The following is a 22626-nucleotide window of genomic DNA, read 5'->3' on the forward strand; positions in this document are numbered from 1 at the left end:
CCCGCCCGCGCGGCTACGCTGACCCATTCTCTTCCTTTCATGGCACTCGCAAACGATCTCCGCAAAGGTATGGCCATCCGGTATAATAACAACCCGGCCATCGTTCTTGAAGTTCAGCACCGCACGCCCGGCAACCTCCGCGCCTTCGTGCAGGTCATCATCCGGTACATCAATACCGGCAAATCCGCCGACGTGCGCTTCTCGTCCACGGAGAAGGTCGACCTCGTCGACGTGAACCGCCAGGAGCTCGAGTTCAGCTACGCCGACCCGCAGGGCTTTCATTTCATCAATCCCGACGACTACGAGACCATTACGCTCCAGCCCGAGCTCGTCTCGGAGGTGAAGGATTACCTCGTGGAGAATCTCAAGGTGGAAGTCCTCAGCATCGAGGGCCGTCCCGCCCAGGTGGAAATCCCCTCCTCCGTCGTTCTCAAGGTCACGGAATCCGCCGAGGGCGTCCGTGGCGACAGCGCCAACAACGTGCAGAAACCGGCCACGCTCGAGACCGGCCTCGTCGTTCAGGTCCCGCTCTTCATCAAGGAAGGCGAGTTGATCAAGATCGACACGCGCACGGGCTCCTACATGGGCCGCGCCTAAGTCCGGCACCCGCCCATCCCCACGGTGGCGAGGCGAAAAACCACGACCAGACGCAGGCCGGTGCGGCGACTCGATGTCTCCGCCGCCGGCGTTCTGCCGGCCACCGTGCCGAAGCGATTCATCAAGCTGCTCGTCGGTCTGTTTCTTTTGCCTGCCGCCTGGGTGCTCACGCAGACGTTTTTCATGGCGTTTGCGCGGACCACGATCCGGAACCAGTTCTGGATCACGGAAGAGTTCTGGTTCTTTTCTCTCGGCGTCATTCTCTGGCTTGTCGCCTTCTTTGGCCTGCCACGACCGATCTGGCTCTACGTTTTCGGCCATGAGCTGACCCATGCCATCTGGGTCATGCTCATGGGCGGACGAGTCCACCGCTTTCAGGTCACCCGACAGGGAGGGCACATCCTCGCTGATCGCACAAACACCTGGATCGCCCTCGCACCGTACTTTTTCCCGCTCTACAGCCTCCTCGCCATCATCGTGTATGGCATCTGCGGGATCTTTTGGGACGTCGCTCCGTACCGGTGGATTCTTTACATGGTCATCGGCGTCACCTGGGCGTTTCACCTCACCTTTACCGTCTGGATGATCACCAAGGGGCAGCCCGACCTCTACTATGGCGGCACGTTTTTCTCCCTCGTCGTCATCTACATCCTCAACCTCATCCTGCTCTCGATCATGCTGGTGCTGGCCGCGCCTGAGATCACGTGGCTGAGCTTCCTGCGCGAGCTGTTCCAGAACACGGTCGACTTCACCGCCGATCTCACGCTCCTCCTGAACCGGGCGATCCGGTGAGCAGCTCGACGATCGACTTTCTGGAGCGACTCCAGGCCGCCCATGGCGGGAGCATCCCGTTCGATCGCTGGATGCAGGAGGCGCTCTACCATCCGCAGTACGGCTACTACACGGCAAACATCCGCGACATCGGGCGCGGAGGCGACTTCACCACCTGGCCCGTCATGCGGCGCAATCTCTCCCGTGCCATCGCCCGCTGGGCGCGATCGCACCAGCCGCGCGGCAAATGGCATCTCATCGAGATCGGCGCGGGCACTGGGGCGCTCGGGGCGGACGTATGGAAGGCCCTCGGGTGGTTCGGCCGCCCGCAACTCCATATCGTCGACGTCTCGCCCGTCCTCCGCGCGGCGCAGAAAAAGGTGCTCCCGCGCGGCACCCGCTGGCATGACTCCCTGGCGGACGCCCTCGCCGCCTGCAACGGTGAGGCGGTGATTTACTCCAACGAACTGGTGGACGCCTTTCCCTGCCGGGTCTTTCAGAAACAGGATGATCGCTGGCGCGAGCTCTCGCTCAGCATCGGCGGCTCCCGCTGGATCGAACACTGGACCGAGTCCGCAACATTGCCCGACTCCACCGCGATCACGCATCCTTGGCCCGACGGTCAGCGCGTCGAGACACAGGAAGCCTTTCGCCAATGGTACGAGACTTGGCGTCCGCTCTGGAAAGCTGGGGCCATGCTCGTCATCGACTATGGCGAGGAGGTTGCCGAGCTGTACCACCGCCGACTGCGCGGGTCGCTCCGGGCCTATGCCCACCATCAGCGCCTCGAGGGACCACAGGCCTACCTTGGCTTCGGCAAACGCGACCTCACGGTGGACGTGAATTTCACCGACCTCCGCCACTGGCTCCGCGCTCCTGGACCCACGCAAACCCTCGCGCAATTCCTCTCCGCCCAGGGCCAACCCGTGGAGCTAGGCGATGCCGGAGAAGCCTTCAAGGTGCTGGAAACCTCTCCTCATGCCTAGGCTTCCCAAGACCTACAAGGACACCCCAGTCCTCCCATTTACATCGCAGGCCGAGTGGCGTCGTTGGCTGGAAAAGAACCACACAACCTGCAACGCCCTCTGGATCTGCTATGCGAAAAAATCCGCCGGCATTCCCTCCATCACCTATAGCGAGGCGCTTGAGGAGGCTCTGTGCTTCGGGTGGATCGACGGACAAGCCGCCTCGCTGAGCGAAACGCATTACCTTCAGCGCTACACACCTCGCCGCAAGCGCAGCCTCTGGTCGCGAATCAACCGAGGCAAGGCTGAGGCTCTCATCGCCAGCGGCCGCATGCAACCTGCAGGCCTCCGAGAGGTGGAGGCTGCTCGCGCCGATGGTCGCTGGGAAAACGCCTATGCCTCCTCGACGACAATCGAGATCCCCCAAATCCTCCGTCACGCCTTTGACTCCTCCCCGGTAGCTGCTGCAGCCTTCGCCAGGCTCGACAGCCGCAACCGCTACGCCATTCTTTATCGCCTCACTCATGCGAAGCGAGAGGAGACCCGCCAGCGTCTAGTCGGGCAGTTCGTCGCCATGCTGGAAGAAGATCGCACCATTCATCCCCCGGCCACCCGCCGTAAACCAGCCACGGGATAGCCCCCCCACCCGCCAGCCATCCCTTGCAGGTCAAAGTGCAATTTTGGCGTAGTTATTAGCAAAAAATCATTAGCGAATACTGGACTCTCGCTTATTTTGTTAACCGTTCCCCAAGTAGTCCAATGATTAGCACCCCCCTGTCAGCAAGCCTGCCGGCCATCCCCCCAGGTTGGCCTCAATCCAGGCAGATAATAACCAAAGATAGCCGTAAGAACCAAGAGCCCGCTTCCCCGCGCCGCCAGCCTGCCGATCCCCACGGACCAGTCAGTATGACCCCGCTTCGGATCCGCAACGTTGCCAGCACGAGGAAGACCCGGTGAAAACGCTCCTCACCCTCGTCGAGGCTGCGATCCTCACCGCCTGCACCAGCACGGGAACGACCACCGTCAAGAAGATCCCGAACGCCTGCCACGTCTATGCCGTGGCCGCCGCCCAGAAGCTTCTCGTCGAGAACCACGTTCCCGCCAAGGTGATGACCATGACATTCGCCGATGGCTCGAAGCATGCTGTAACCGCTTACGCCCATAATGGCGGAGTCTACATCTACGACCCGACAGTGACGAAGGGATCGACCCTGATCGGTCCCGGTCCGCTATGGAACGCACCGTCGGAAATCCAGCAGATGAATCCCTACGCCAAGCCTATCGCCGGCGTGTGGATGGATAATTAGCCGTACCCCCGGCGGAGGGTGAGCAGTCAGCGCCCTCCGCCGGTTCCTTCTCACCGCCGATTGCTCAACGAAAGGCAATACATGGGCGATCCGTGCCAAGGGACGGGTATCGCATTCCCGCGGGCAAACTATGTTCATCGCGAAACCAATCCACGCCCATGAAAAACACACCTAATGTTTATCTTCGCGGTTCCAATCGAGTCGGCTCCCCCACGTCGCTCACCCCCGAGAAAGATCGCGCCACCCATCTGTCCCGTCATCGCGTGTCGCCGCTCTCGGTCCTGACCTTTCCCAATCTCGAAAGCCGTTCCATCGTCGGGTACGCCCGGTTCGTGGAGCCTGCCGTCTGGGAAGACGACATCTAGTTTTCTGAAGTTCCCCGGTCGCCGGAAGTCCCCACCCCGTCGCCTCCGGAGGAAAACTCCATCTGCTGCCTGCCAGGAGGGGAGGGCGAACCCAAGCCGTGCCGCCCTCCCTTTCCGCTTGCCAGCTCGCTCAAGCGCGCGGGCCGCTGGTCTCGTGCATTCCCATCACCCTCTCGGTCCAAAGTAAATGATCGCCGCACCGATGAGACACACGGTCACGCCGATGGAGTCCCATCGATCAGGCGCGTGCTTCTCAATGGCCCACATCCAGACTACGGATGCGGCAATATAAACCGCTCCATATGCAGCATATATGCGCCCGGCTGGTCCCGAATGCATCGTGAGCAGGTAGCCAAAGAGCAACAAAGCCATCGCTCCAGGAACAAGCCACCAAACCGGCTTGCCCAAGCGGACCCAGGCGTAAATCGCGTAGCATCCGGCAATCTCCGCCACAGCGGTCACAACGTAAAGCCCGACGGCTGAGAGAGCATTCATAGGCTCGCAATATGCCAGTGCCGGAAGTCTCCGCCATGTTTTCCCGCTGCGGCACTCGCTCTTAAAACGAAGAATTTTACGACTTCACCCCTCGCAACAGGCGCAGGGCATTCGCGGTGACGATCAACGTCGCTCCGGTATCGGCCAGGATAGCAAACCAGAGGCTGGTCAGCCCAAAGATCGCGAGCAGGAGAAAGACCGCTTTGATCGCGAGGGCAAAGCAGATGTTGAAGCGAATCATGCCGAGGGTGCGACGGCCCAGCAGGATGGCTTCCGGCACCATACCGAGATCATCCCGCATGAGAGCCACATCGGCCGTCTCGATCGCGGCATCAGTACCCGCCGCCCCCATGGCGATTCCCACATTGGCCACGGCCAGCGCAGGAGCGTCATTCACCCCGTCGCCGATCATTCCCACGCTGCCGTATTTTGCGGCAAGTTCCTTCACCTTTGCGATCTTGTCGTCGGGCAGCAGGTCGCCGTAGGCCTCGTCGATGCCCGCTTCCTGCGCGATGGCGCGGGCGGTTTTCGTATTGTCCCCGCTCAACATCACGACGTGACGCAATCCCGCCTTGTGCATACGGGCGATGGCGTGGCGCGCCTCGGGCCGGATGGTATCCGCTATCGCGATCACTCCCAGCACCTCGCCGGTGCAGTCGCCATGCGGACGATGACCGACCACCACCACGGACCGCGCCGCCGCCTCGATCCCGGCCAGCCGTTGCTCGAGAGCCGGTGAGCAAACCCCGATCTCGTGGGCGAAGCGGTGATTCCCCACAAAGTAATCATGCCCGCCGAGCGATCCCTCGGCTCCGCGTCCCTGGACGCTTCGGTATTCCGAGCATTCCTCGACGGCAACGGACTCGCTCCGCGCCCGGGCCACAATGGCCCGGGCCAGAGGATGGGTGGAGTGCGCGTTGATCGAGGCGGCGATGCGCAGGATTTCGACCGCCGAAGCCTGACCGACCGACTGGATATCGACGACCCTCGGCTTGCCCTCGGTAATCGTCCCCGTCTTATCGAGAGCCAACGCCTTCAGGCCGCCGAGGGCCTCCAGGTACGCGCCGCCCTTGACCAGCACGCCACCACGGGCCAGCGCCGCGAGACCGGAAACGACACTTATGGGAGTGGCAATGACCAGCGCACAGGGACAGGCGATGACGAGCAGGACCAGCGCGCGATAAATCCAGTCCATCCACGGCTGGCCAAACGCCAGCGGCGGCACGAGGGCGAGAGCGATGGCAAAGACCATCACCGCCGGCGTGTAAATACGGGCAAAGTTGTCCACGAACCGCTGCGCCGGGGCTTTGGTCGCCTGCGCCTCCTCCACCATGTGAATGATGCGGGCCAGCGTCGTATCTCCCGCCACCTTGGTCGTTTCAATCTGGAGCGAACCGTCGCCATTGATCGTTCCCGCAAACACCTCATCGCCCGGCGATTTTTCCACGGGCAGGGATTCGCCGGTGATGGGCGCTTGATTCACGGCAGAGCTGCCCCCGACCACACGCCCGTCGAGCGGGATGCGCTGCCCGGAGCGCACCAGCACGATCTCGCCGACTTTCACGGAATCCGCCGCCACCTCGATGAAGTCGCCCTCGCGTTTCACCAGCGCCGTTTCCGGAGCGAGTTCCATCAGAGCGAGGATCGCCCGTCTCGCGCGACCCACGCTCCACGACTCCAGCAGTTCCGAAAGCGAAAACAAAAACGCCACCGCCGCGCCCTCCGCATGCTCGCCGATGGAGACCGCGCCGATCACGGCCACGGTCATGAGTACGTTCATGTCGAGCGACCGGGATCGCACCGCCCGCAGCGCCTTGGGCAGGACGAGCGCACCGCCGCTCACGATCGCAACGAGAAACGCCGCATCCGGCCAGAGCGTTTCCCGCAATCCCACCCACTGAAGCGCAATGCCCAGACCCGTTCCCAAACCCGACAAAGCCACCAGCCAGGTGGAAAGCGAAATGCCTCGCCGGTTCTCCGTCCCGCCACTCTCGACGGTCACTCCGCTGCGGTTGATCGCCTGCACGAGTTCGTTCTCCGCCACCTCTCCGTCGGTATGGATCGTGACGGAAGAGGCCATGAGATTGGCCGTCACGCCGACCACGCGCGGGACGGACTTCATCTCGCGTTCGATGGCGGCAATCTCATCAGGGCAATCCATGCCACGCACCCGAAACGTCCGTGCCGTTGCACCCTCCGGGATTTCCACGGGTGAAGGCGCGGGCTGTTCCTTGCGGCAGCAATCATGATGGCAACAATCGGACATGATCCGAGTAAACACCTTGAAGTCACTTCAAGGTCAAACGACATTGTTCCCATGACGATAGGCGACCTCGCCAAAGCGGCGGACTGCACGACCGAAACTGTGCGCTACTACGAAAAGCAGGGCCTGCTCCCCAAACCCGAACGCAGCGGCAACAACTACCGCACCTACGGCGCAGGCCATCTCGAGCGGCTCCGCTTCGTGCGAAACTGCCGCGCCCTCGATCTCTCTCAGGCCGAGATCGCGGAACTACTCGGCCTCATGCAGCGCCCCTCCGCCGACTGCGATTCCGTCAATACCGTCCTCGACGCGCATATCGCCGACGTCGAGGCGCGCCTTCGCGAGCTCCGGTCACTGCGGAACCAACTCCTCACCCTGCGCAAGGAATGCCAGAGCAAATCGACCGTGGGCCAATGCCGCATCCTGCAGGGCATCTCCCATCTCGGGGAAAACGCAATGCACCTTGCCCACTGACGCGCATCCAGCGGAATTGACGAAGCCCCGCCCGGTCGTTATTACGCAGGGGCCGCGCCATGAATACCCCCACCCTCCGGCTGCTCGCCTGCAGCTTCGTCCTTTCCGTCATCGCGACCTCCACCGGCTCCGCTCAGACCGCCTCGCAGGCCGTTCTCACCGAACTGGACCAACTCGTGGCTGACAACCAAGACAAGGGCGGCGGCATCGTTCGCATCGCCGGCCGCGACGGCGTCCTCTGCCAGGGCGCGGCGGGGAAGTTCGCCGGACCGGATTCCCCCGACATGACGCCGGACACGCCGTTTGAGATCGCCAGCATCACCAAGGCCGTCACCGCCGCAACGATCCTCGTCCTCGCCGAGGAGGGCAAGCTTACGCTCGACACTCCGATCGGCAAGGTGCTCCCTGCGAAAACCGTGCAGGGTTTTGATAGCTCCCTCACCATTCGCCAACTCCTCTCCCACACTAGCGGCCTCCTTCACTATTGGACAGATGGCGCACGAGACCGCGAGGGCAACAACGCCTTTCTCCGCTCCTTCCTCGCCGACCCGGGGCACAACTGGACGCCGGATGAAATCCTCTCCTACGCCCGCGAGATTCCCTCTCGCCGCCCTGGCCGTTTTCACTATTCGGATACAAACTTCGTCCTCCTTGGCCTCATCATCGAGCATGTCACCGGCCAGCCGCTGCATGCGGTCTACCGCCAGAAAATCTTCCGCCCGCTTGGCATGGACTCGACGTGGCTCACCTATCACGAACCCCGTCGAGGCGCACCACAGTCGCATCGCTATGAAGGCAGCGAAGACCTCACCGACGTGCCCCGCCAGAGCGCCGACTGGGCAGGCGGCGGCCTCGTGAGCACTGCGCGCGATCTCGAGCGCTTCCTGCGCGGGCTGGCCGACGGGAAACTCTTCCACGATCCCGCCACGCTCCAGGCCATGCTCACCTTTGTCCCTACCGGCGAGCAGGACATCTCGTATGGACTCGGCCTTTACCGCGTGAAGCTCGACGGCGGGCTCGGCGAGGTCTGGGGCCACGACGGACACGGCAACTCCTTTGCCTACTACTGGCCGCAGCGCGGCGTCACCTTCACCGGCACGCTCAACCAGGTGGACAACGACTGGTGGCCGCTCGTCGAGGCCTGGGTCTCCGGCGGCAAAAGCCTCTCCGACTTTGAGGAGGATCGCCAGACCTTCAATGCCAGCCTGTCGACGGGATGGGATAGTCTCTACATGGACAAGGGCGCCAACGGCCTGAATGACAACAACCGCTACGGTGCTGGCATCTACTGGACCGCCCTCTCCCTCACCTGGAACATCTCGGAATCCAACTTCCTCACTGCCGGAGTCTGGCAGGCCTTTGCCACCAGCGGCCCGTCGTATCGCGAAACCGATACCGACATCACTTTCACCCAACTCGTCGGCGACGGTTTCGTCAGCCTCGCGTATGACTTCAACTACGGCTACAGCGACGGCAATTTTTACTCGAACGAGCTGGTCGCCTCTGCCGGGTGGGACTTCACCCTCGGTCCGCTCACCCTCACGCCCTCGGCCACCTACTGGTTCGCCCTCGGGCCGGATTCCGACAGCGGCAGCGGGTTCGTCGAGGCTTGCTCGAGCTTCCTCAACCTCCGCCTCGACGGCAACCTGCCGCTCTATCGCGACATCCTCGCCCTCGATTTCTGGGGCGCCTTCGGCGTGAACTTCCGCTACAATACCTCACCCGCCCCCGACGACGAGGTCACTCCCTTCACTGGACCAAACAACCTCGAGTGCGGCCTGTCGCTCCCGGTCCGCGTCAACCGATACATTACTTTCTCCGTCTACGGTGCCTACAGCCACGCGCTCAACGACATCAGTGGCACTGCCGCCAATACCTTCTGGGGCGGTGGCAGTGTACAGTTCTCTTATTAGCGCAATATCACCGGACTGCCGGAAAGACACCGGCCGCCGCGTCAGCCATGTTATTAAAGGCTCTGCTGCCGATTTTGCAGGGCCTGCGTGCGAGCCTCACTCACATCGGAGCAACCGGAAAAGCCGGCACACTAGCAACGCCTACAGCAAAAGGCCGCCAAGCATCGCTCCGCGTGGGGAAAAGCTCTTCATGCAAAGCGAGTTACTAGAGCATGACCACTTAGCCGGGAAGCACGCAGAAGCAAATCGTGCGGCAAAGAAAAATCCTTGTTTGCAGCACACATCCGCTCCCGAAATCTGCCCCGCCAATACGTTGGCTGCGCGACCGCAGGAAGCGCTGCTATGTCAGAAGACGCCACATGCAGAGGCTATATCCGGCAGAATGGACAGAAATCGACACGGGATGAAGCGGAGTTCAGCTTAAAGAAATTTGTGCCATTGCCCTATAAATGGCCAATGTCCCCTCCCATTGCGGTATCCCTCCTTATCTTGATCAGCAATCCATTCGCTGCGCTATCAGCATCCGAGCCGGACCGGATATTTCCCGCCGATGCGGTAGTCAATGTCACCCTGCCGCCTTATGGCGCAAAGCCCGACGACGACAGCGATGACACGGCAGCGATTCAGCGTGCCATTTCCGCGAATGTCGGAACAGGCCGCGTGCTGTACTTCCCGGCGGGCGTTTATAATGTGTGCGACTCCCTTGTTGCAAAGAACATCAGGGGAAACTGGGAGGCACATCTCACACTTCAAGGACAGCGGCGCGACAAAACCATCCTCAGGCTCGCATCGGGCGCGCCGGGATTTGGCGACGCAGCGCACCCAAAGGGGGTATTGGTAACCGGGTCCCACTGGGAACCGGGCGATGCGTCCGACGGCGGCGGCAACAAGGCCTTTCGCAATAATGTCTTCGACCTCACCATCGACACTGGCAGCGGGAATGCCGGAGCGATCGGCATCGACTATGCCGTGAGCAACCAGGGCGCGATCGAGCGGGTCACGATCACGGGCGGGGGCGTCGCCGGCATCGCGCTACGGCGAAAAATCCCGGGGCCGGGCCTGATCAGGGACGTGGCGGTGCGGGGATTCGACACAGGCATCGACCTCGGGGACATTCAGTATGGACTCACCCTGGAGCATGTCACGGTTGAGGGCCAGCGAGTTGCCGGGATACGGACGAGCCGCAACGTGCTGCACATGCGCGGCATCACCAGCCGCAATCGCGTGCCCGCCCTCGTCGTTTCGGATCGTCTGGGCATGGCCACGCTCCTCGACTCCGACCTCTCTGGAGGGGATGCCGGGGAGTTTGCCATCGACTGCGCGGGCAGCCTGCTGGTTCGCCATGTGAAGATCGGCGGCTACCGCGCCAGGCCGATCCGGTGCCGCGATGGCGAGCGCGAGCCCGGCCCGATCATCAGCCCGCCCGCCATCGGAGAAAACGCCTTTGCCCCGCTCGAAATCCGCGAAACTCCCGCCTACTGGAATGGCGACCTTTCCGACTGGTCCGCCGTCGGTGCGCGCCGCGAAGGAGAGCCCGACGACACCGCCGCCATCCAGCGCGCCATCGATGCCGGAAAAAGCGTGGTGTATTTCCCCAATGACCGCACCTACTTCCTCTCCGATACCATCATCGTACGCGGAGCCGTCAGGCAGGTGCTGGGCATGGGCGCCGAGATCAGCCTGGGCGCGGCGGAGCCGCCCTTCCGCGACCCACAAAACCCGCGCCCACTCCTCCGCATCGACTCGCCGGCAGGTGCGGCAGTGTTTCTTGAGAATCTGTTCTTCAACGCCCAGTACCCCGGCGAACTTCTTATCCTCAACAACTCCCCCGCCATGCTCGTGATCTCGCACAGCTCCGGGTGGGTCGGAGCCAGCGGCATCGCCCGCACCTACCGCAACACGCCCAAGGCAACCGGCCCGCTCTTCATCGAGGACGTCTTCCTCCCTGGCTGGGAGTTCACCGGCCAGCACGTCTGGGCGCGTCAATTCAATCCGGAGAATTGGGCCAGCGACGGCTCGGAGCCCCAGGTGACAAATACCGACGGCGTGCTCTGGATTCTCGGCTTCAAAACCGAAGGCGCAGCACCATTCCTCGCCACCCGCTCCGGAGGCCGCACGGAACTCCTCGGCGGCTACAACTATATCTCCGCCACTAAGTCCGCCACCGTCCCCGCCGACTCCATCCCCTACCTCGCCGACAACGCCACGATGGCCCTCACCTTCCTCGCCGAGAACTTCCGCGACAGCGACTACCGCGCCTATATCCGCCAGACCCTCGACGGAAAAACCACGGTATTTGCAAGAACCGAGCTCCCCCCGCGCAGTGGCCACCCCGGCGACCGCTCCATCGCCGTCACCCTCTTTCAGGGTGGGAAGTGACGTGCGACCAGCAGCCTCCGGGGCAAACAAAGCCGAGGCTGTTTCGGCTCCGCAGTACCAACCTCGCTTGGAATCCTTTTCCAAGAACGAAAAAGGCCGGTTGAAAAGGCATTGCCCATTCCAACCGGCTCTATGGTATCGGAATGATCTGGTTATCAGGCCGTGGCTCGGCGTCGCAGGCCCAAGACCACGGCGGTCAGGCCAAGCGCGACGAGCGCGTAGGTCGACGGCTCCGGCACAGTAGCCGTGTACGTGTTCACGGCGGACGAACCCGACGTGGCGTAAACACCGATACCGACATTCTCATAGACCGTATTGCCGGTCGTGAGGTCGGAGCCGTTGACATCAAGGCCCGTCCAGACGGCATCAGGGTTGAACACCCCGTCGGTGACGGAGATAAAGGCCAGGGCGGCTCCGATCGCCGAACCATCCTCGTTGTTCGTCACCGTGGCGATGACGTTATATCCGCCGTCCACCGCAGTGATACCCTCAAAGTGCGAGATAGCGCCACCCTGATCATTAAAGGTGTAAAACGTCTGGCCAGTGACGGTATTCGAAGTCAGGTTGTAATTGGCAATGAACGCCTGGTTCAAATCCGCCGCGCCGGGATTGCGAGCACCTCCGACGATGACATAGTTGTCACCCCCGGTATGCCACACCCCATAAAGCGAGGACTCGTTTCCAAGACTCAGCGACTTAAAGGTGTTGGATGTCAGGTCAAAAATAAACGAATTGCCGGTTTGAGCCGTCCCTTTATCGTACGCTCCCACCACGACGCTCCCAGCCGTGCTGTGCGGGATGGTATTGACTGCGTCCGGAACATTGATTGCCGTTACGCCATACGTGCCAGACTGAAGGGCGCCCTGGTACATGAAGCCAAAGGTGCCATCCACCTCGTCAAGTTGATAGGTGCCGACGGCGCGAATCTGACCCTCCGGGATGAGGGAATTAAACGCATGCGTATCCGGCCCGTAATAGATCGAGCCGATCAGCGTACCCGAGACCTGCGGCAGGATCGTGTAATAGGTGCCGATATTGGAGTAGAGATTGCCACTCCAGAGCAGCCCCTGGGTGACTCCGGAGACCTGCTGGCTTCCCGTCAGGATGACATTGCCGGTGTTGGTGGTATCCGTACCCCGCACACCCGTGGCGGAGTCGTTGACTTCCAGAATGGTGTTGTAAGTCGGCTCCGCGTGGGACAGGGAGGCTGTCATTACGAGTGCCGAGGCGACAACGCTAGCTGTGTGAAGTATGCGGCGCATAGTTTAGTTTTGCCGGGCCTATAATGAAAATCCTCCCGAGACGTCACTGGAAAATCAGCAAAAATTGCGCCCGGCTTCGTTTCATTCGAGAAACCCGCCGTTTCGTGAATTCCTCATTCATTTCCGCCTTAATTATGCAACTGGTAGCTCTTTCTGCAACAGGGCGTCTGCATGGTGCGCCGGGAAAAGGATCGTTTCAGGGACTAAGGTATCGCTCTCTCCACGCGCCCGGTTTCCGAGGAACGGAGGCAAGGACCAGTCAGCCCCGCCGGCGCGTCCCTGGCGCACGCTCAACGCCAAGTTTTCCTAACAAGGATCAGTCATTTCCCGATACGGCCGAGTCGCATCGCATTGCCCATTGACGCGCTTCATCCCGCGCGCTAGACCAGCCGCAGCATGAAGCGACTCATACTAGCAGGGGGAATGGTGCTGTTGATGTCCGGCGGAGCTTTTGCATCCACACTGTTCACTTATTACACAACTGCCACCGCCAGCGCCGTCGCGCTCGGCTTCACTCTCGACCAGGAGGTCATCTTCCAGTTCCAGGTCTTCGGCACGAATACCGCCGACGAGGCCGACAACAATCAGGTCATCTGGAACGGCACGCTTTCCGACCCGCTCTGGGAATCCGTCTCCATGGGCACCACCACCGGGACCGCGGGCTTTGCCGATCCCGGCAATATTGTGGAAGTGTACGGGACGGGCGGCACGATTACCAACATGCACAACAAGGTGTCCCCCTCGGCCACCTTCCAGACTCCGAATAACGAGCGTGTCGTCTATATCGAGGTCTATGCCGCCAACATCGTGAACTTTGCCACGGCCCCGGTCGGCACGACCGTCGACGATTACTTCTTGAACTACGAGGGAGACTACACCCCCACGGCTCTCACCGAGGTCCTCACCCGCGCCGACACCGACGGCCGCTTCCGCGTAACGAAGCTAAACATCGACGTCGTCCCCGAGCCCTCCACCTACCTCCTCCTCGCCCTCGGCGGAGCTATGCTTCTCTGGACGAATAAGCGCCTAAGGCAGCAACTCCTCCCCTGGCTCGGGAGCGAGTAGGGTTCCCCTGCCTATCCGGCTTCCGTCTCGAAAGTCGGAGCGCCTGCGAAAATCAGAGGGTCAATTGTGATATTGCCTGATCCCTCAAGCCTTGAGGGACATCAGGCGACCTTTTCCTTCCTTTCGGAAGGATTGATATCGCGTCAGATAATACCAGCAGGCTCCGAACACGTTCATGCCGATAATAAAGATCAGCCAGATGGAACGGTCCCTCGGAGAGGAGAGATACTGCGTGGAGTGAAGCGCAGCGAACCCGCAGTAACACACCAGCCCAACCACACACACCAACTGTGCACCCAAGGAGATAGCCGCCAGGGTCATATCGAAAGTCTGACTTCCGCAGCTTTGCTCAGTCGCCCCGACAAGAACCACCAGCCCACAGAGAATTACTGCGAAAAGAATAGCGAAAGCGCGGCTCATTGTCTGGCAGGCATCATAAGTCAAAAGGCTCTTGCTTGGCAACGAAAGGAGGCAGGAGCAAGCGCCGCCGCCCATCGATCAATTCGGCCCAAGGTGAAAGATCTTGCACCCTGACCCCTTAGTTTCCTTTCCTGTGCTGATTCCTTATCTTCTCAACTTTTCGTGAAGCGGTAAATACTCTCGATTTCAGGATTGTATTCACTGCGGCAACTAACGATCAACGTCGGAACCCCAAGTTCCGGCGGCTCATACCGTGTCGCGGGCATCAGCTTTTGATTAACAGGCTGATTGTGAAATTCATCCCAATATGGGTCAGCATTCCTTCGCCTCTCCAGTCGCTCCGAGGCAATGTCGTCCTCGACATCGCAAACAACCAAATTAATCTTTGCAAGCGGACCCAGTTTCGCGATTTGGCTTTTCCACAACTCTTCCGGGAAAAAAGCATCAGCAACTACTGTAACGCCTCTCCCAAGAAGAAGCTCAATCACTTCAAAGAAAGTCGTGAGTGCATTTTGAGCCAATTGTCCTCCCGGCACGCCCTTATCACCGGTCGCGTTGACCATGCCTTCCTTAATGTCGTCACGACTGATCAATGGGCAGTGAATTCTCTTGGCAAGAATGTGCGCAAGCGTTGATTTCCCTGCTCCAGGGCGTCCGGCAACAATCGTCAACGTAGGTAGCTTGCTATTCCTAGAGGAGCTCATTGACATTACGATCTTAAGTTGGAGTGAATATTGTTAATATCGAGATCGGCTATATTCAAACTCTCTCGAATTCTTCGGCTCGCCGAACTTTAAAATCGCTCACGTAGCGAGCTTGCACATGAGATCACCATGCCGATCGAGAATGCGGCGGGAAACCACCTACTCGCGCTCTCGGGCGGTCAGGGAAATCTTTTCCCCATAACCCACTCTCCTTCAACATCCTACCCAAACTTTCCGCCACGTGCTCGACAAGCTCTCCCGGCGCGACATATTGATGGGCTGCTATGGAGAAGGCCCTTTCTGAAGTCGCAAATGAAGTTCTCGCTTCCTACGAGCGTGTGGGAGACCTGAACAGCAGCGGCGCGAACCTGCCTTCCAAGCGCGCCATGGGCGCGGTCTGCGAGGACCTCCTGCAACTGCTCTTCCCCGGGTTTCATGACGAGGAGGCGATTCAAAAGCGGTCGCTGCCCGTGCTCACCCGGCATCGCCTCGCCACCATCGCCGAGCGGCTGAATACCCAGGTGCGCCAGAGCCTGCGCATCGTCGACCCCGGCTGCCCGATCGCGCTGTCGCACGAGGTGACCATCGAGTTTTGCCGCCAGATTCCCGCCGTGCGCGAGATCCTGCATACGGATATCGAGGCCGCCTACGAGGGCGACCCGGCGGCGCTGAGCCGCGAGGAGATCATTCTTTCCTACCCGTCGATGGAGGCCATCGCCATCCAGCGGCTGGCCCATCTGCTTTACGAGGCCCGGGTGCCGGTGCTGCCGCGCATCATGACGGAGTGGGCGCATTCCCGCACGGGAATCGACATCCACCCCGGCGCGACGATCGGGTCGCATTTCTTCATCGACCACGGCACGGGCGTCGTCATCGGCGAGACCTGCGTGATCGGCGAGCATGTGAAGCTCTACCACGGCGTGACCCTCGGGGCGCGGAGCTTTGCCAAGGACGACTCCGGCCAGATCGTGAAGGGCGGCAAGCGCCACCCGAATGTCGAGGATTACGTCACGATCTACCCCAACTCGACCATCCTCGGCGGCGAGACCGTCATCGGGGCGCGCTCGACCATCGGCGCGAATGTCTTTCTCCTGCACAGTGTTGCGCCAAATTCCCTCGTCGTTTACGAGGAAAAGCAGCTTCACATCCTGGACAAGGTGAACCGCAAAAAGGAGGCCGAGCTCGAGTGGTCTATCTAGACTACAACGCCACGACTCCGCTGGCGCCCGAGGCGCTGGAGACCATGCTGCCCTTTCTCCACGGGGGGTATGGGAATCCCTCGAGCATTCACGCCGCCGGGCGCGAGGCCCGGGCGGGCATCGACGACGCGCGGGAGAAACTGGCCGCCCTGCTCGGGGTGAAGGGCCACGAGATCATCTTCACCGGCGGCGGCACCGAGGCGTGCAATCTCGGCGTGCTCGGCATCGCCCGCGCCCACCTGCCACGTGGCCGCCATCTCATCACCACGGCGACGGAGCACCACGCCGTGCTGCATGCGTGTCAGCATCTGTTGCATCACGAGGGGTATGAGCTTACGATCCTGCCCGTGGATGCCTCTGGACGAGTCGACCCGCAGGATGTGGCGCGAGCCATTCGCGCCGACACCACCGTCGTGTCCGTGATGCATGCGAATAACGAGACCGGCGTGCTCCAGCCCATAGAGGAAATCTCCGCCCTCTGCCGCGAGCGAAAGGTGTTTTTCCACACCGATGCCGTGCAGACTTTCGGAAAAATCCCCGTGCGTCCCGCCGAACTCGGCGCGGCGGCTGTCTCCATCGCCGGCCATAAGTTCTACGGCCCCAAGGGCGTAGGCGCTCTGTACCTCCGCTCGGGCATCGCCACCGCGCGCACCCTCCACGGTGGCGCGCAGGAGAATACCCGCCGCCCCGGCACGGAAAATGTCGCCGCCATCGTCGGCATGGTCGCCGCCGCGGAAAAGGCACTCGCCGCAGGCATCGCCGACCAGCCGCGTCAGGCCGCACTCCGCGACCGGCTCTGGGCCGGCATCCAGGAGGTCGAGCCCCGCGCCATCCGCAATGGCGCCGCGGACGACCTTTCGCTGGGGAATACCTTGAACGTGAGCTTCCCCGGCGTTGATGGCGAGGCGCTCCTCATCGGCCTCGATCTGGAGGGCGTGTGTGTCTCCAGCGGGTCCGCCTGCATGGTGGGCTCCGTGCAGCCCTCCCACGTGCTCATCGCCATGGGAGTCGCCCCCGCCGTGGCGTCGTCCACCGTCCGATTTTCGCTGGGCCTCGCGACCACAGAGGCCGATATCGATCACTGCCTGCGTGCGCTGGCGTCTGTCCTCGCGCGGCAGGCCGCATTTGCAGCCGCATGATCAAACACACGCAACTTTTGCTGAAGTTCAGCCGCAGCATCATGCGGAGCCTCAGCCTCGTGCCCGACCTCGCCGTCGTGGCCGAGAAAAAGTCGCCCCCGCCGCGCAAGGCAAAGCCCTCCACCCGCCGCGAACTCCTCCTCGAGGCCCTCGCCGCCGAGCTCCTGCGCGCCGCCGGGTGCCACGACCTGAAGGTCGAGGTTTACTGGAACTCCCGCCTGCGCACCACCGCCGGGCTCGCCTCCTGGCGCGACCACGCCATCTACCTGAACCCGAAGCTCATGGACGTCTCGCAGGACGAGGTGCAGCGCACGCTGCGCCACGAGCTGGCCCATTTCCTCGCGCAACACCGGGCGGGCCGCCGCCGCATCGCCGCCCATGGCGCGGAGTGGAAGCGCGCCTGCGCCGACCTCGGCATCCCGCGCGAGTCGCGGTGTCACGACCTGCCCTTCAAACGCGCCAAGGTCGCCCGCCGCTACTTCTACGCCTGCCCCGAGTGCGGCACCCAGCTCGCCCGCGTGCGCCCGCTGAAGCGCCGCGTCGCCTGTCTGAAATGCTGCCGCGCCCACAATCACGGCCAATACCACGACCGCTTCCGCTTCGTCCCCATCGAGCCGCCGAAGAGCATCGCCGCGTAACCCCGCTGGCGGCAGCGAGTTTTCCCCGATTTTCCAGCAAGGGACGATTTCCTCGCGAGCGCATTTCGCAGCATTCCCGTCGACGCAACCGGTTCTCTTATTTTCCCAAAGCTCTTAAGCTTAGAATGAGCTAAGAAAAAAGCAGGCGTGCTCCCGCCTTTCCCGGGGAATTCTCCAATCTCGCCGTGCCTGGACAGCACGCTGCGGCTCCGAACCGCCCCCGTCGCCCTCCCCAAGCCCTCCCCAAGCCCTCCCCAAGCCCTCCCCGCTCGCCCATTTCCCCTTTTCCGAAGCCCCTCCGGCGGCCTTTTTGCCTTTTTCCGACCCCCTGCCAAGATTTCCCTTCCGGTCAGGCCGGGATCGTGCCTAAAAGGGCGCTCCCAAGATTCTTCCCCACATGAGTCAAAGCATCGAATCCGTTCTCACGGAGAAGCGCGTTTTCAAACCCTCCCGCGAATTCTCAAAGCAGGCGAAAATCAAAAACTTCGCCGAGTACAAGAAGCTCTACGACGAATCCATCAAGAACCCGGAGAAATTCTGGGGCAAGCAGGCGGCCGAGCTGCTTTGGAACAAGAAGTGGACGAAGGTCCTCGACTGGAAGGCCCCCTTTGCCAAGTGGTTCGTCGGCGGCAAGCTGAACGTCAGTGAGAACTGCCTCGACCGTCACCTCAACGGCCCGCGCCGCAACAAGGCCGCCATCATCTGGGAAGGCGAGCCCGGCGAGAAGCGCACGCTCACCTACCACCAGCTCCACCGCGAAGTCTGCATCTTTGCGAACATCCTGAAGCGCAACGGCGTGAAGAAGGGCGACCGCGTCCTCATCTATCTCCCGCATATCCCCGAGGCCGCCATCGCCATGCTGGCCTGCACCCGCATCGGCGCGATCCACACCGTCGTCTTTGGCGGCTTCAGCGCCGAGAGCATCAAGGACCGCCTCGCCGACAGCGGCGCGACCTGCGTGGTCACCGCCGACGGCAGCTACCGCCGCGGCCAGGCTGTGACGTTGAAGCAAAACGTCGACCGCGCGCTGGAAGGCAACACCGCCGTGAAGCGCGTCATCGTCTTTCGCCGGGCCAACATGGACATCCACATCACGGAAGGCCGCGATGTGTGGTGGCACCGCGAGGCGGATTACGTCACCGCCGACTGCCCGCCCGTGCCGCTCGACAGCGAGCACCCGCTCTTCATCCTCTACACCAGCGGCTCGACCGGGAAACCCAAGGGCATCCTGCACACCACCGGCGGCTATCTGCTCGGCTCGCTGCTCACGACGAAGTACGTCTTCGACATCCGCGAGGAGGATATCTACTGGTGCACCGCCGATGTCGGCTGGATCACCGGCCACAGCTACGTCGTCTACGGTCCCCTCGCCCTCGGCGCCACCTCGCTCATGTACGAGGGCGCTCCGAACTGGCCGCAGAGCGACCGCTTCTGGGACATCATCGCCCGCTATGGCGTGAATATCTTTTACACCGCGCCCACCGCCATCCGCTCCTTCATCAAGTGGGGCGACGAATGGCCGGCCAAGCACGACCTCTCCTCCCTGCGCCTCCTCGGCACCGTCGGCGAACCGATCAACCCCGAGGCCTGGATGTGGTTTTACGAGAAGATCGGCGGCGGCCGCTGCCCGATCTCCGACACCTGGTGGCAGACCGAGACCGGCGCGCACATGATCACTCCCATCCCCGGCGCGACCCCGCTCAAGCCCGGCACGGCCACGCTGCCCTTCTTCGGCATCGACGCCGCCATCGTCGACGACAATGGCAAGGAAGTCGGCCCCAATGAGGGCGGCAAGCTCGTCATCCGCAAACCCTGGCCCTCCATGCTGCGGACCATCTACGGCGACAAGGCCCGGTACAAAAAGCAGTACTGGAGCGAGGTCAAGGGGTGCTACTTCACCGGAGACGGCGCGCGCCGCGACAAGGACGGTTATTTCTGGATCGTCGGCCGCATCGACGACGTGCTCAACGTCGCCGGTCACCGTCTCGGCACCGCCGAGGTCGAGAGCGCCCTCGTCGCCCATGAGGCCGTCGCCGAGGCCGCCGTGGTGGGCCGTCCCGACGAGATCAAGGGCCAGGGCGTCGTCGCCTTCGTCACCCTCAAGACCGGCATCAAGGCCACCGAGGACCTCTCCGAGAAGCTGCGCAAGCACGTCGGAGCCGTCATCGGCCCGATCGCCAAGCCCGACGAGATCCGCTTCGCCGAGGCGCTGCCCAAGACCCGCTCTGGCAAGATCATGCGCCGCCTGCTCAAGCAGATCGCCGCAGGCAACGCCGTCACGGGCGACACGACCACGCTGGAAGACTTCAGCGTCCTCGCCAAGCTCCGCGCCAGCGACGAATAAGAAACCCTCTCTCCCGCAAGGAAAGCCCCGCCGCGAGCCACTAGCTCGCGCGGGGCTTTTCCGTTTTTACAAAGCCCGCCCGGCCCTATCGCCTCCGCCACAAAATCGCGCCTCCGCCCAAAAGCGTCCCGCCGCAAACACCCACCGCCCAACACTTTGCGACCTTAGCGACCTTCTGTAAAAGCCTTCCTGCCTTCCCCCTTCGTTCCCTTCGCTTCCTCTTTGTTCATCTCTTCAGTCTTCCGTCGCCCCCGAGGCCGCGCCTGGAGATCATCCCGTCGCGCAATTCCGAAAAACTTCCCACTTCCGCGATCCCACTTCCGACTTCGTCATCTCCCCTTGCGCATCCCGCAAACCGGCCCGACGTTAAAGAGTGGCCGGTCCCCGGAACGGAACCCCCGGCCCGCAGACGAGCCATGAAAAGGAACGCACTCCTCCGCTGGCTGGGAGTCGGATTGTCCTCCCTCGCCTCCATCTTTGCCGGTCATCAGGTCCACGCCACCCCCGTCACCACCGGCGACGGAAAGCCCAAGCCCCGCAACGGCAAGGACCCCGAGCGCAATGGCAACGGCGGCGGATTCGCCGGATTCAGCCTCTTCCCCCGCACAAACTCCGGGAACACCGCCCGCCAGTACCCCTGGCGGTACTCCATCGTCACCACCACCTTCTGGGTCGGCGAACGCCCCACGGAAAACAACCCCGTCCCCAACCACAAAAGCTGCTGGGACCCACAATGGGCCCGCAACTACGGCGGCACCGACACGCCGAAAAAATCCGCCCGCACCCCCTCCTACACGCCCGCCGCCTTCACCCCGCGCCAGAACCCCTTTTACGTCGCCCTCCCCTACAACGACGTCACCTCGCAGGGCCTCAAGCCCGAGGCCTCCAGCGTCATCCCGTGGTTCAGCGAGGCCTTCAAGGGGCCGAAGGAATCCGTCTGCAAAGGCCGCTGGATCGCCATCCGGTTCAAGGACCGCGTCTGCTACGCCCAGTGGGAGGACGCCGGCCCGTTCCGCACCGACCACTGGCAGTACGTCTTTGGCACCGAACGCCCCAAGCCCAACCTGAACAAAGGCGCAGGCCTCGACGTTTCGCCCGCCGTCCGCGACTTCCTCGGCATGAACGACACCGACGTGACCGACTGGAAATTCGTCGAGTTCGCCGACGTCCCGCAAGGTCCCTGGGCCGCCTTCGGCGACAACAACACCTTCGTCCAAAACCGCCGCGCCCAACTCCAACGCGAAGCCGCCGTCAGCGCCGAGCCAGGGAAATCACGCGCCAAGGCAGCGGTGGAGTAATTTCTTGAGATGAGGGCATCTGTCCTCCACTCATTACATGCTAATCTTAATAAGGGATTAATGCCCGTCCAAGGCTCATTTTGGAATCATCTTTATAAGGCAGCCAGTGTTTTATAAGATTCCCTGGTTGAAAATGGACATCAGGTACCTAATTGGACCAGCCTTGATCTGGTTCGGCGTGGCTTTTGGCATCAAGGGCTGGCGGGGCAAACTTGGGCGTGAGTGGTTCGGGCTAATGTGGCTGCCTCCGGACATCGAGGATCGGATTTACTTTCACCGTTTTCTCTCGGTCTTCTTCTTCGGGTTCGCCGTGCTCTTCGGCGTTGGCCTCATCGTCTCGGCGTTGCTTGAGTTCATCAGGCACGTACATTCCTGAACGGCGCGGCGCGTTCCGTAGGGAGTCCAACCTTGAGTAGCAACCTGTCGGGCTTTGGCTAATCGATCGTCTTGCTGCGCAGCAAAATCTGCTCTTTGGCCTCGGCAACGAGGCCCCCAAAGGTCAGAACTCGGGTGATGTCTCCGGGTTTTACCGGCATGCCATCGGCGTCCCGGAACGATCGGCCTGCGACGGCGATGTAGAGTTGCCTCGGAGTCACCACGCGGGCCGGGAGGGATTGCTCCCTGAATGTGTCCTCCACCTGCTGCAGGAGGGCAAACAGCCTGTCGCTTTTCTTCGCGAAATTCTCGGCGGCGATGATGTCACAGGCGAGTTCCAGAAAGGCCTGATCCAAAGTTCCTCGGGCGCGCAGGGTGGCTGGTTCAGAGGCGGCTCTCTTAAGCTCCTCGCGGGCATCTGCAATGATTCCCAACCCGCTCTCGATGTTATACTCCACCACCGATTGGCGAAACTCATACCGAACCCCGCCCATAATTACCTTATCAGAGGTCAATGGAACAACGGGAAAACCCGTACCATTGACTGTCTGGCCCGCATCTTGAGCAACAGCCGAGGAAAGAACCCCAAGGAAAAAGATCAGGGCGTGTTTCATAGAACTATGCCTCAGGCTAGCTACTAATCGACAGGGCGG

The 22626-nt window shown here is 61.9% G+C and carries 21 protein-coding genes; 16 read left to right on the forward strand and 5 right to left on the reverse strand.

Annotated features, from left to right (window positions below):
- Positions 1 to 39: 39 nt before the first annotated feature.
- The 6 genes from efp to TSACC_RS15560 all read left to right on the forward strand — a co-directional run bounded on the left by efp (position 40) and on the right by TSACC_RS15560 (position 4005).
- Positions 40 to 597, forward strand: a complete 558-nt coding sequence (efp, locus tag TSACC_RS15535; RefSeq protein WP_075080146.1) for an elongation factor P — start codon at positions 40 to 42, stop codon at positions 595 to 597.
- A gap of 24 nt (positions 598 to 621) precedes the next feature.
- Positions 622 to 1389 (forward strand): hypothetical protein, encoded by a 768-nt coding sequence (locus TSACC_RS15540; protein WP_153811468.1) that lies wholly within the window; start codon positions 622 to 624, stop codon positions 1387 to 1389.
- The gene (locus tag TSACC_RS15545; RefSeq protein WP_075080148.1) at positions 1386 to 2354 is read left to right on the forward strand and encodes an SAM-dependent methyltransferase; all 969 of its coding nucleotides are present in this window, start codon (positions 1386 to 1388) and stop codon (positions 2352 to 2354) included. The genes TSACC_RS15540 and TSACC_RS15545 overlap by 4 nt, the downstream gene beginning before the upstream one ends.
- Positions 2347 to 2970 (forward strand): YdeI/OmpD-associated family protein, encoded by a 624-nt coding sequence (locus tag TSACC_RS15550; RefSeq protein ID WP_075080149.1) that lies wholly within the window; start codon positions 2347 to 2349, stop codon positions 2968 to 2970. The genes TSACC_RS15545 and TSACC_RS15550 overlap by 8 nt, the downstream gene beginning before the upstream one ends.
- A 316-nt stretch (positions 2971 to 3286) precedes the next feature.
- The gene (locus TSACC_RS15555) at positions 3287 to 3640 is read left to right on the forward strand and encodes a transglutaminase-like domain-containing protein (protein WP_075080150.1); all 354 of its coding nucleotides are present in this window, start codon (positions 3287 to 3289) and stop codon (positions 3638 to 3640) included.
- A 158-nt stretch (positions 3641 to 3798) separates the two neighbouring features.
- Entirely contained in the window at positions 3799 to 4005 is a 207-nt protein-coding gene (locus tag TSACC_RS15560) for a hypothetical protein (protein WP_075080151.1), read from the forward strand.
- Positions 4006 to 4170: 165 nt separating this feature from the next.
- Here the strand turns inward: TSACC_RS15560 and TSACC_RS15565 are convergent, their stop codons facing one another.
- Both TSACC_RS15565 and TSACC_RS15570 read right to left on the reverse strand, forming a co-directional pair.
- Positions 4171 to 4500, reverse strand: coding sequence for a YnfA family protein (locus TSACC_RS15565; RefSeq protein WP_075080152.1), 330 nt, complete (start codon positions 4498 to 4500; stop codon positions 4171 to 4173).
- A 76-nt stretch (positions 4501 to 4576) separates the two neighbouring features.
- Positions 4577 to 6766: a heavy metal translocating P-type ATPase gene (locus TSACC_RS15570; protein WP_084400526.1), complete on the reverse strand. Its 2190-nt coding sequence runs from the start codon at positions 6764 to 6766 to the stop codon at positions 4577 to 4579.
- Between the two features lie 51 nt (positions 6767 to 6817).
- On the opposite strand from TSACC_RS15570, the gene cadR reads away from it, so the two are divergent.
- From cadR to TSACC_RS15585, 3 genes are all read left to right on the forward strand, one after another.
- Positions 6818 to 7237, forward strand: coding sequence for a Cd(II)/Pb(II)-responsive transcriptional regulator (cadR, locus tag TSACC_RS15575; protein ID WP_075080153.1), 420 nt, complete (start codon positions 6818 to 6820; stop codon positions 7235 to 7237).
- A gap of 59 nt (positions 7238 to 7296) precedes the next feature.
- Positions 7297 to 9150, forward strand: a complete 1854-nt coding sequence (locus TSACC_RS15580; RefSeq protein ID WP_075080154.1) for a serine hydrolase domain-containing protein — start codon at positions 7297 to 7299, stop codon at positions 9148 to 9150.
- A 456-nt stretch (positions 9151 to 9606) separates the two neighbouring features.
- Positions 9607 to 11529, forward strand: coding sequence for a glycoside hydrolase family 55 protein (locus TSACC_RS15585; protein ID WP_075080155.1), 1923 nt, complete (start codon positions 9607 to 9609; stop codon positions 11527 to 11529).
- A 155-nt stretch (positions 11530 to 11684) separates the two neighbouring features.
- Here the strand turns inward: TSACC_RS15585 and TSACC_RS15590 are convergent, their stop codons facing one another.
- On the reverse strand, positions 11685 to 12743 hold the full coding sequence (locus tag TSACC_RS15590; RefSeq protein WP_169809668.1) for a PEP-CTERM sorting domain-containing protein: 1059 nt from the start codon (positions 12741 to 12743) through the stop codon (positions 11685 to 11687).
- A 444-nt stretch (positions 12744 to 13187) separates the two neighbouring features.
- Between TSACC_RS15590 and TSACC_RS15595 the strand changes: the two genes are divergently transcribed.
- The gene (locus tag TSACC_RS15595; protein WP_084400528.1) at positions 13188 to 13856 is read left to right on the forward strand and encodes a PEP-CTERM sorting domain-containing protein; all 669 of its coding nucleotides are present in this window, start codon (positions 13188 to 13190) and stop codon (positions 13854 to 13856) included.
- Between the two features lie 572 nt (positions 13857 to 14428).
- Here the strand turns inward: TSACC_RS15595 and TSACC_RS15605 are convergent.
- Positions 14429 to 14986, reverse strand: a complete 558-nt coding sequence (locus TSACC_RS15605) for a P-loop nucleotide/nucleoside kinase family protein (protein WP_084400529.1) — start codon at positions 14984 to 14986, stop codon at positions 14429 to 14431.
- Between the two features lie 278 nt (positions 14987 to 15264).
- Here TSACC_RS15605 and epsC point away from each other — a divergent pair, with 278 nt between their 5' ends.
- The 6 genes from epsC (at position 15265) to TSACC_RS15635 (ending at position 21974) form a co-directional block, all read left to right on the forward strand.
- The gene (epsC, locus tag TSACC_RS15610; RefSeq protein WP_075080159.1) at positions 15265 to 16179 is read left to right on the forward strand and encodes a serine O-acetyltransferase EpsC; all 915 of its coding nucleotides are present in this window, start codon (positions 15265 to 15267) and stop codon (positions 16177 to 16179) included.
- Positions 16167 to 17318 (forward strand): cysteine desulfurase family protein, encoded by a 1152-nt coding sequence (locus tag TSACC_RS15615; protein ID WP_075080160.1) that lies wholly within the window; start codon positions 16167 to 16169, stop codon positions 17316 to 17318. The genes epsC and TSACC_RS15615 overlap by 13 nt, the downstream gene beginning before the upstream one ends.
- The gene (locus tag TSACC_RS15620) at positions 17315 to 17956 is read left to right on the forward strand and encodes a SprT family zinc-dependent metalloprotease (protein ID WP_075080161.1); all 642 of its coding nucleotides are present in this window, start codon (positions 17315 to 17317) and stop codon (positions 17954 to 17956) included. Before TSACC_RS15615 ends, TSACC_RS15620 begins: the two co-directional genes overlap by 4 nt.
- A gap of 397 nt (positions 17957 to 18353) precedes the next feature.
- On the forward strand, positions 18354 to 20300 hold the full coding sequence (acs, locus tag TSACC_RS15625) for an acetate--CoA ligase (RefSeq protein WP_075080162.1): 1947 nt from the start codon (positions 18354 to 18356) through the stop codon (positions 20298 to 20300).
- Positions 20301 to 20716: 416 nt separating this feature from the next.
- Positions 20717 to 21598, forward strand: a complete 882-nt coding sequence (locus TSACC_RS15630; RefSeq protein ID WP_101927852.1) for a hypothetical protein — start codon at positions 20717 to 20719, stop codon at positions 21596 to 21598.
- Positions 21599 to 21731: 133 nt separating this feature from the next.
- A complete protein-coding gene (locus TSACC_RS15635; RefSeq protein WP_153811469.1) occupies positions 21732 to 21974 on the forward strand; it encodes a hypothetical protein in 243 nt (80 codons plus the stop codon).
- Between the two features lie 58 nt (positions 21975 to 22032).
- On the opposite strand, the gene TSACC_RS15640 is transcribed toward TSACC_RS15635, so the two are convergent.
- Positions 22033 to 22467 carry a hypothetical protein gene (locus TSACC_RS15640; RefSeq protein ID WP_169809670.1) on the reverse strand — a complete coding sequence of 145 codons (435 nt, stop codon included), beginning with the start codon at positions 22465 to 22467 and terminating at the stop codon, positions 22033 to 22035.
- Between the last annotated feature and the right edge of the window lie 159 nt (positions 22468 to 22626).

It is taken from the genome of Terrimicrobium sacchariphilum, assembly GCF_001613545.1.
GTDB lineage: Bacteria > Verrucomicrobiota > Verrucomicrobiia > Chthoniobacterales > Terrimicrobiaceae > Terrimicrobium > Terrimicrobium sacchariphilum.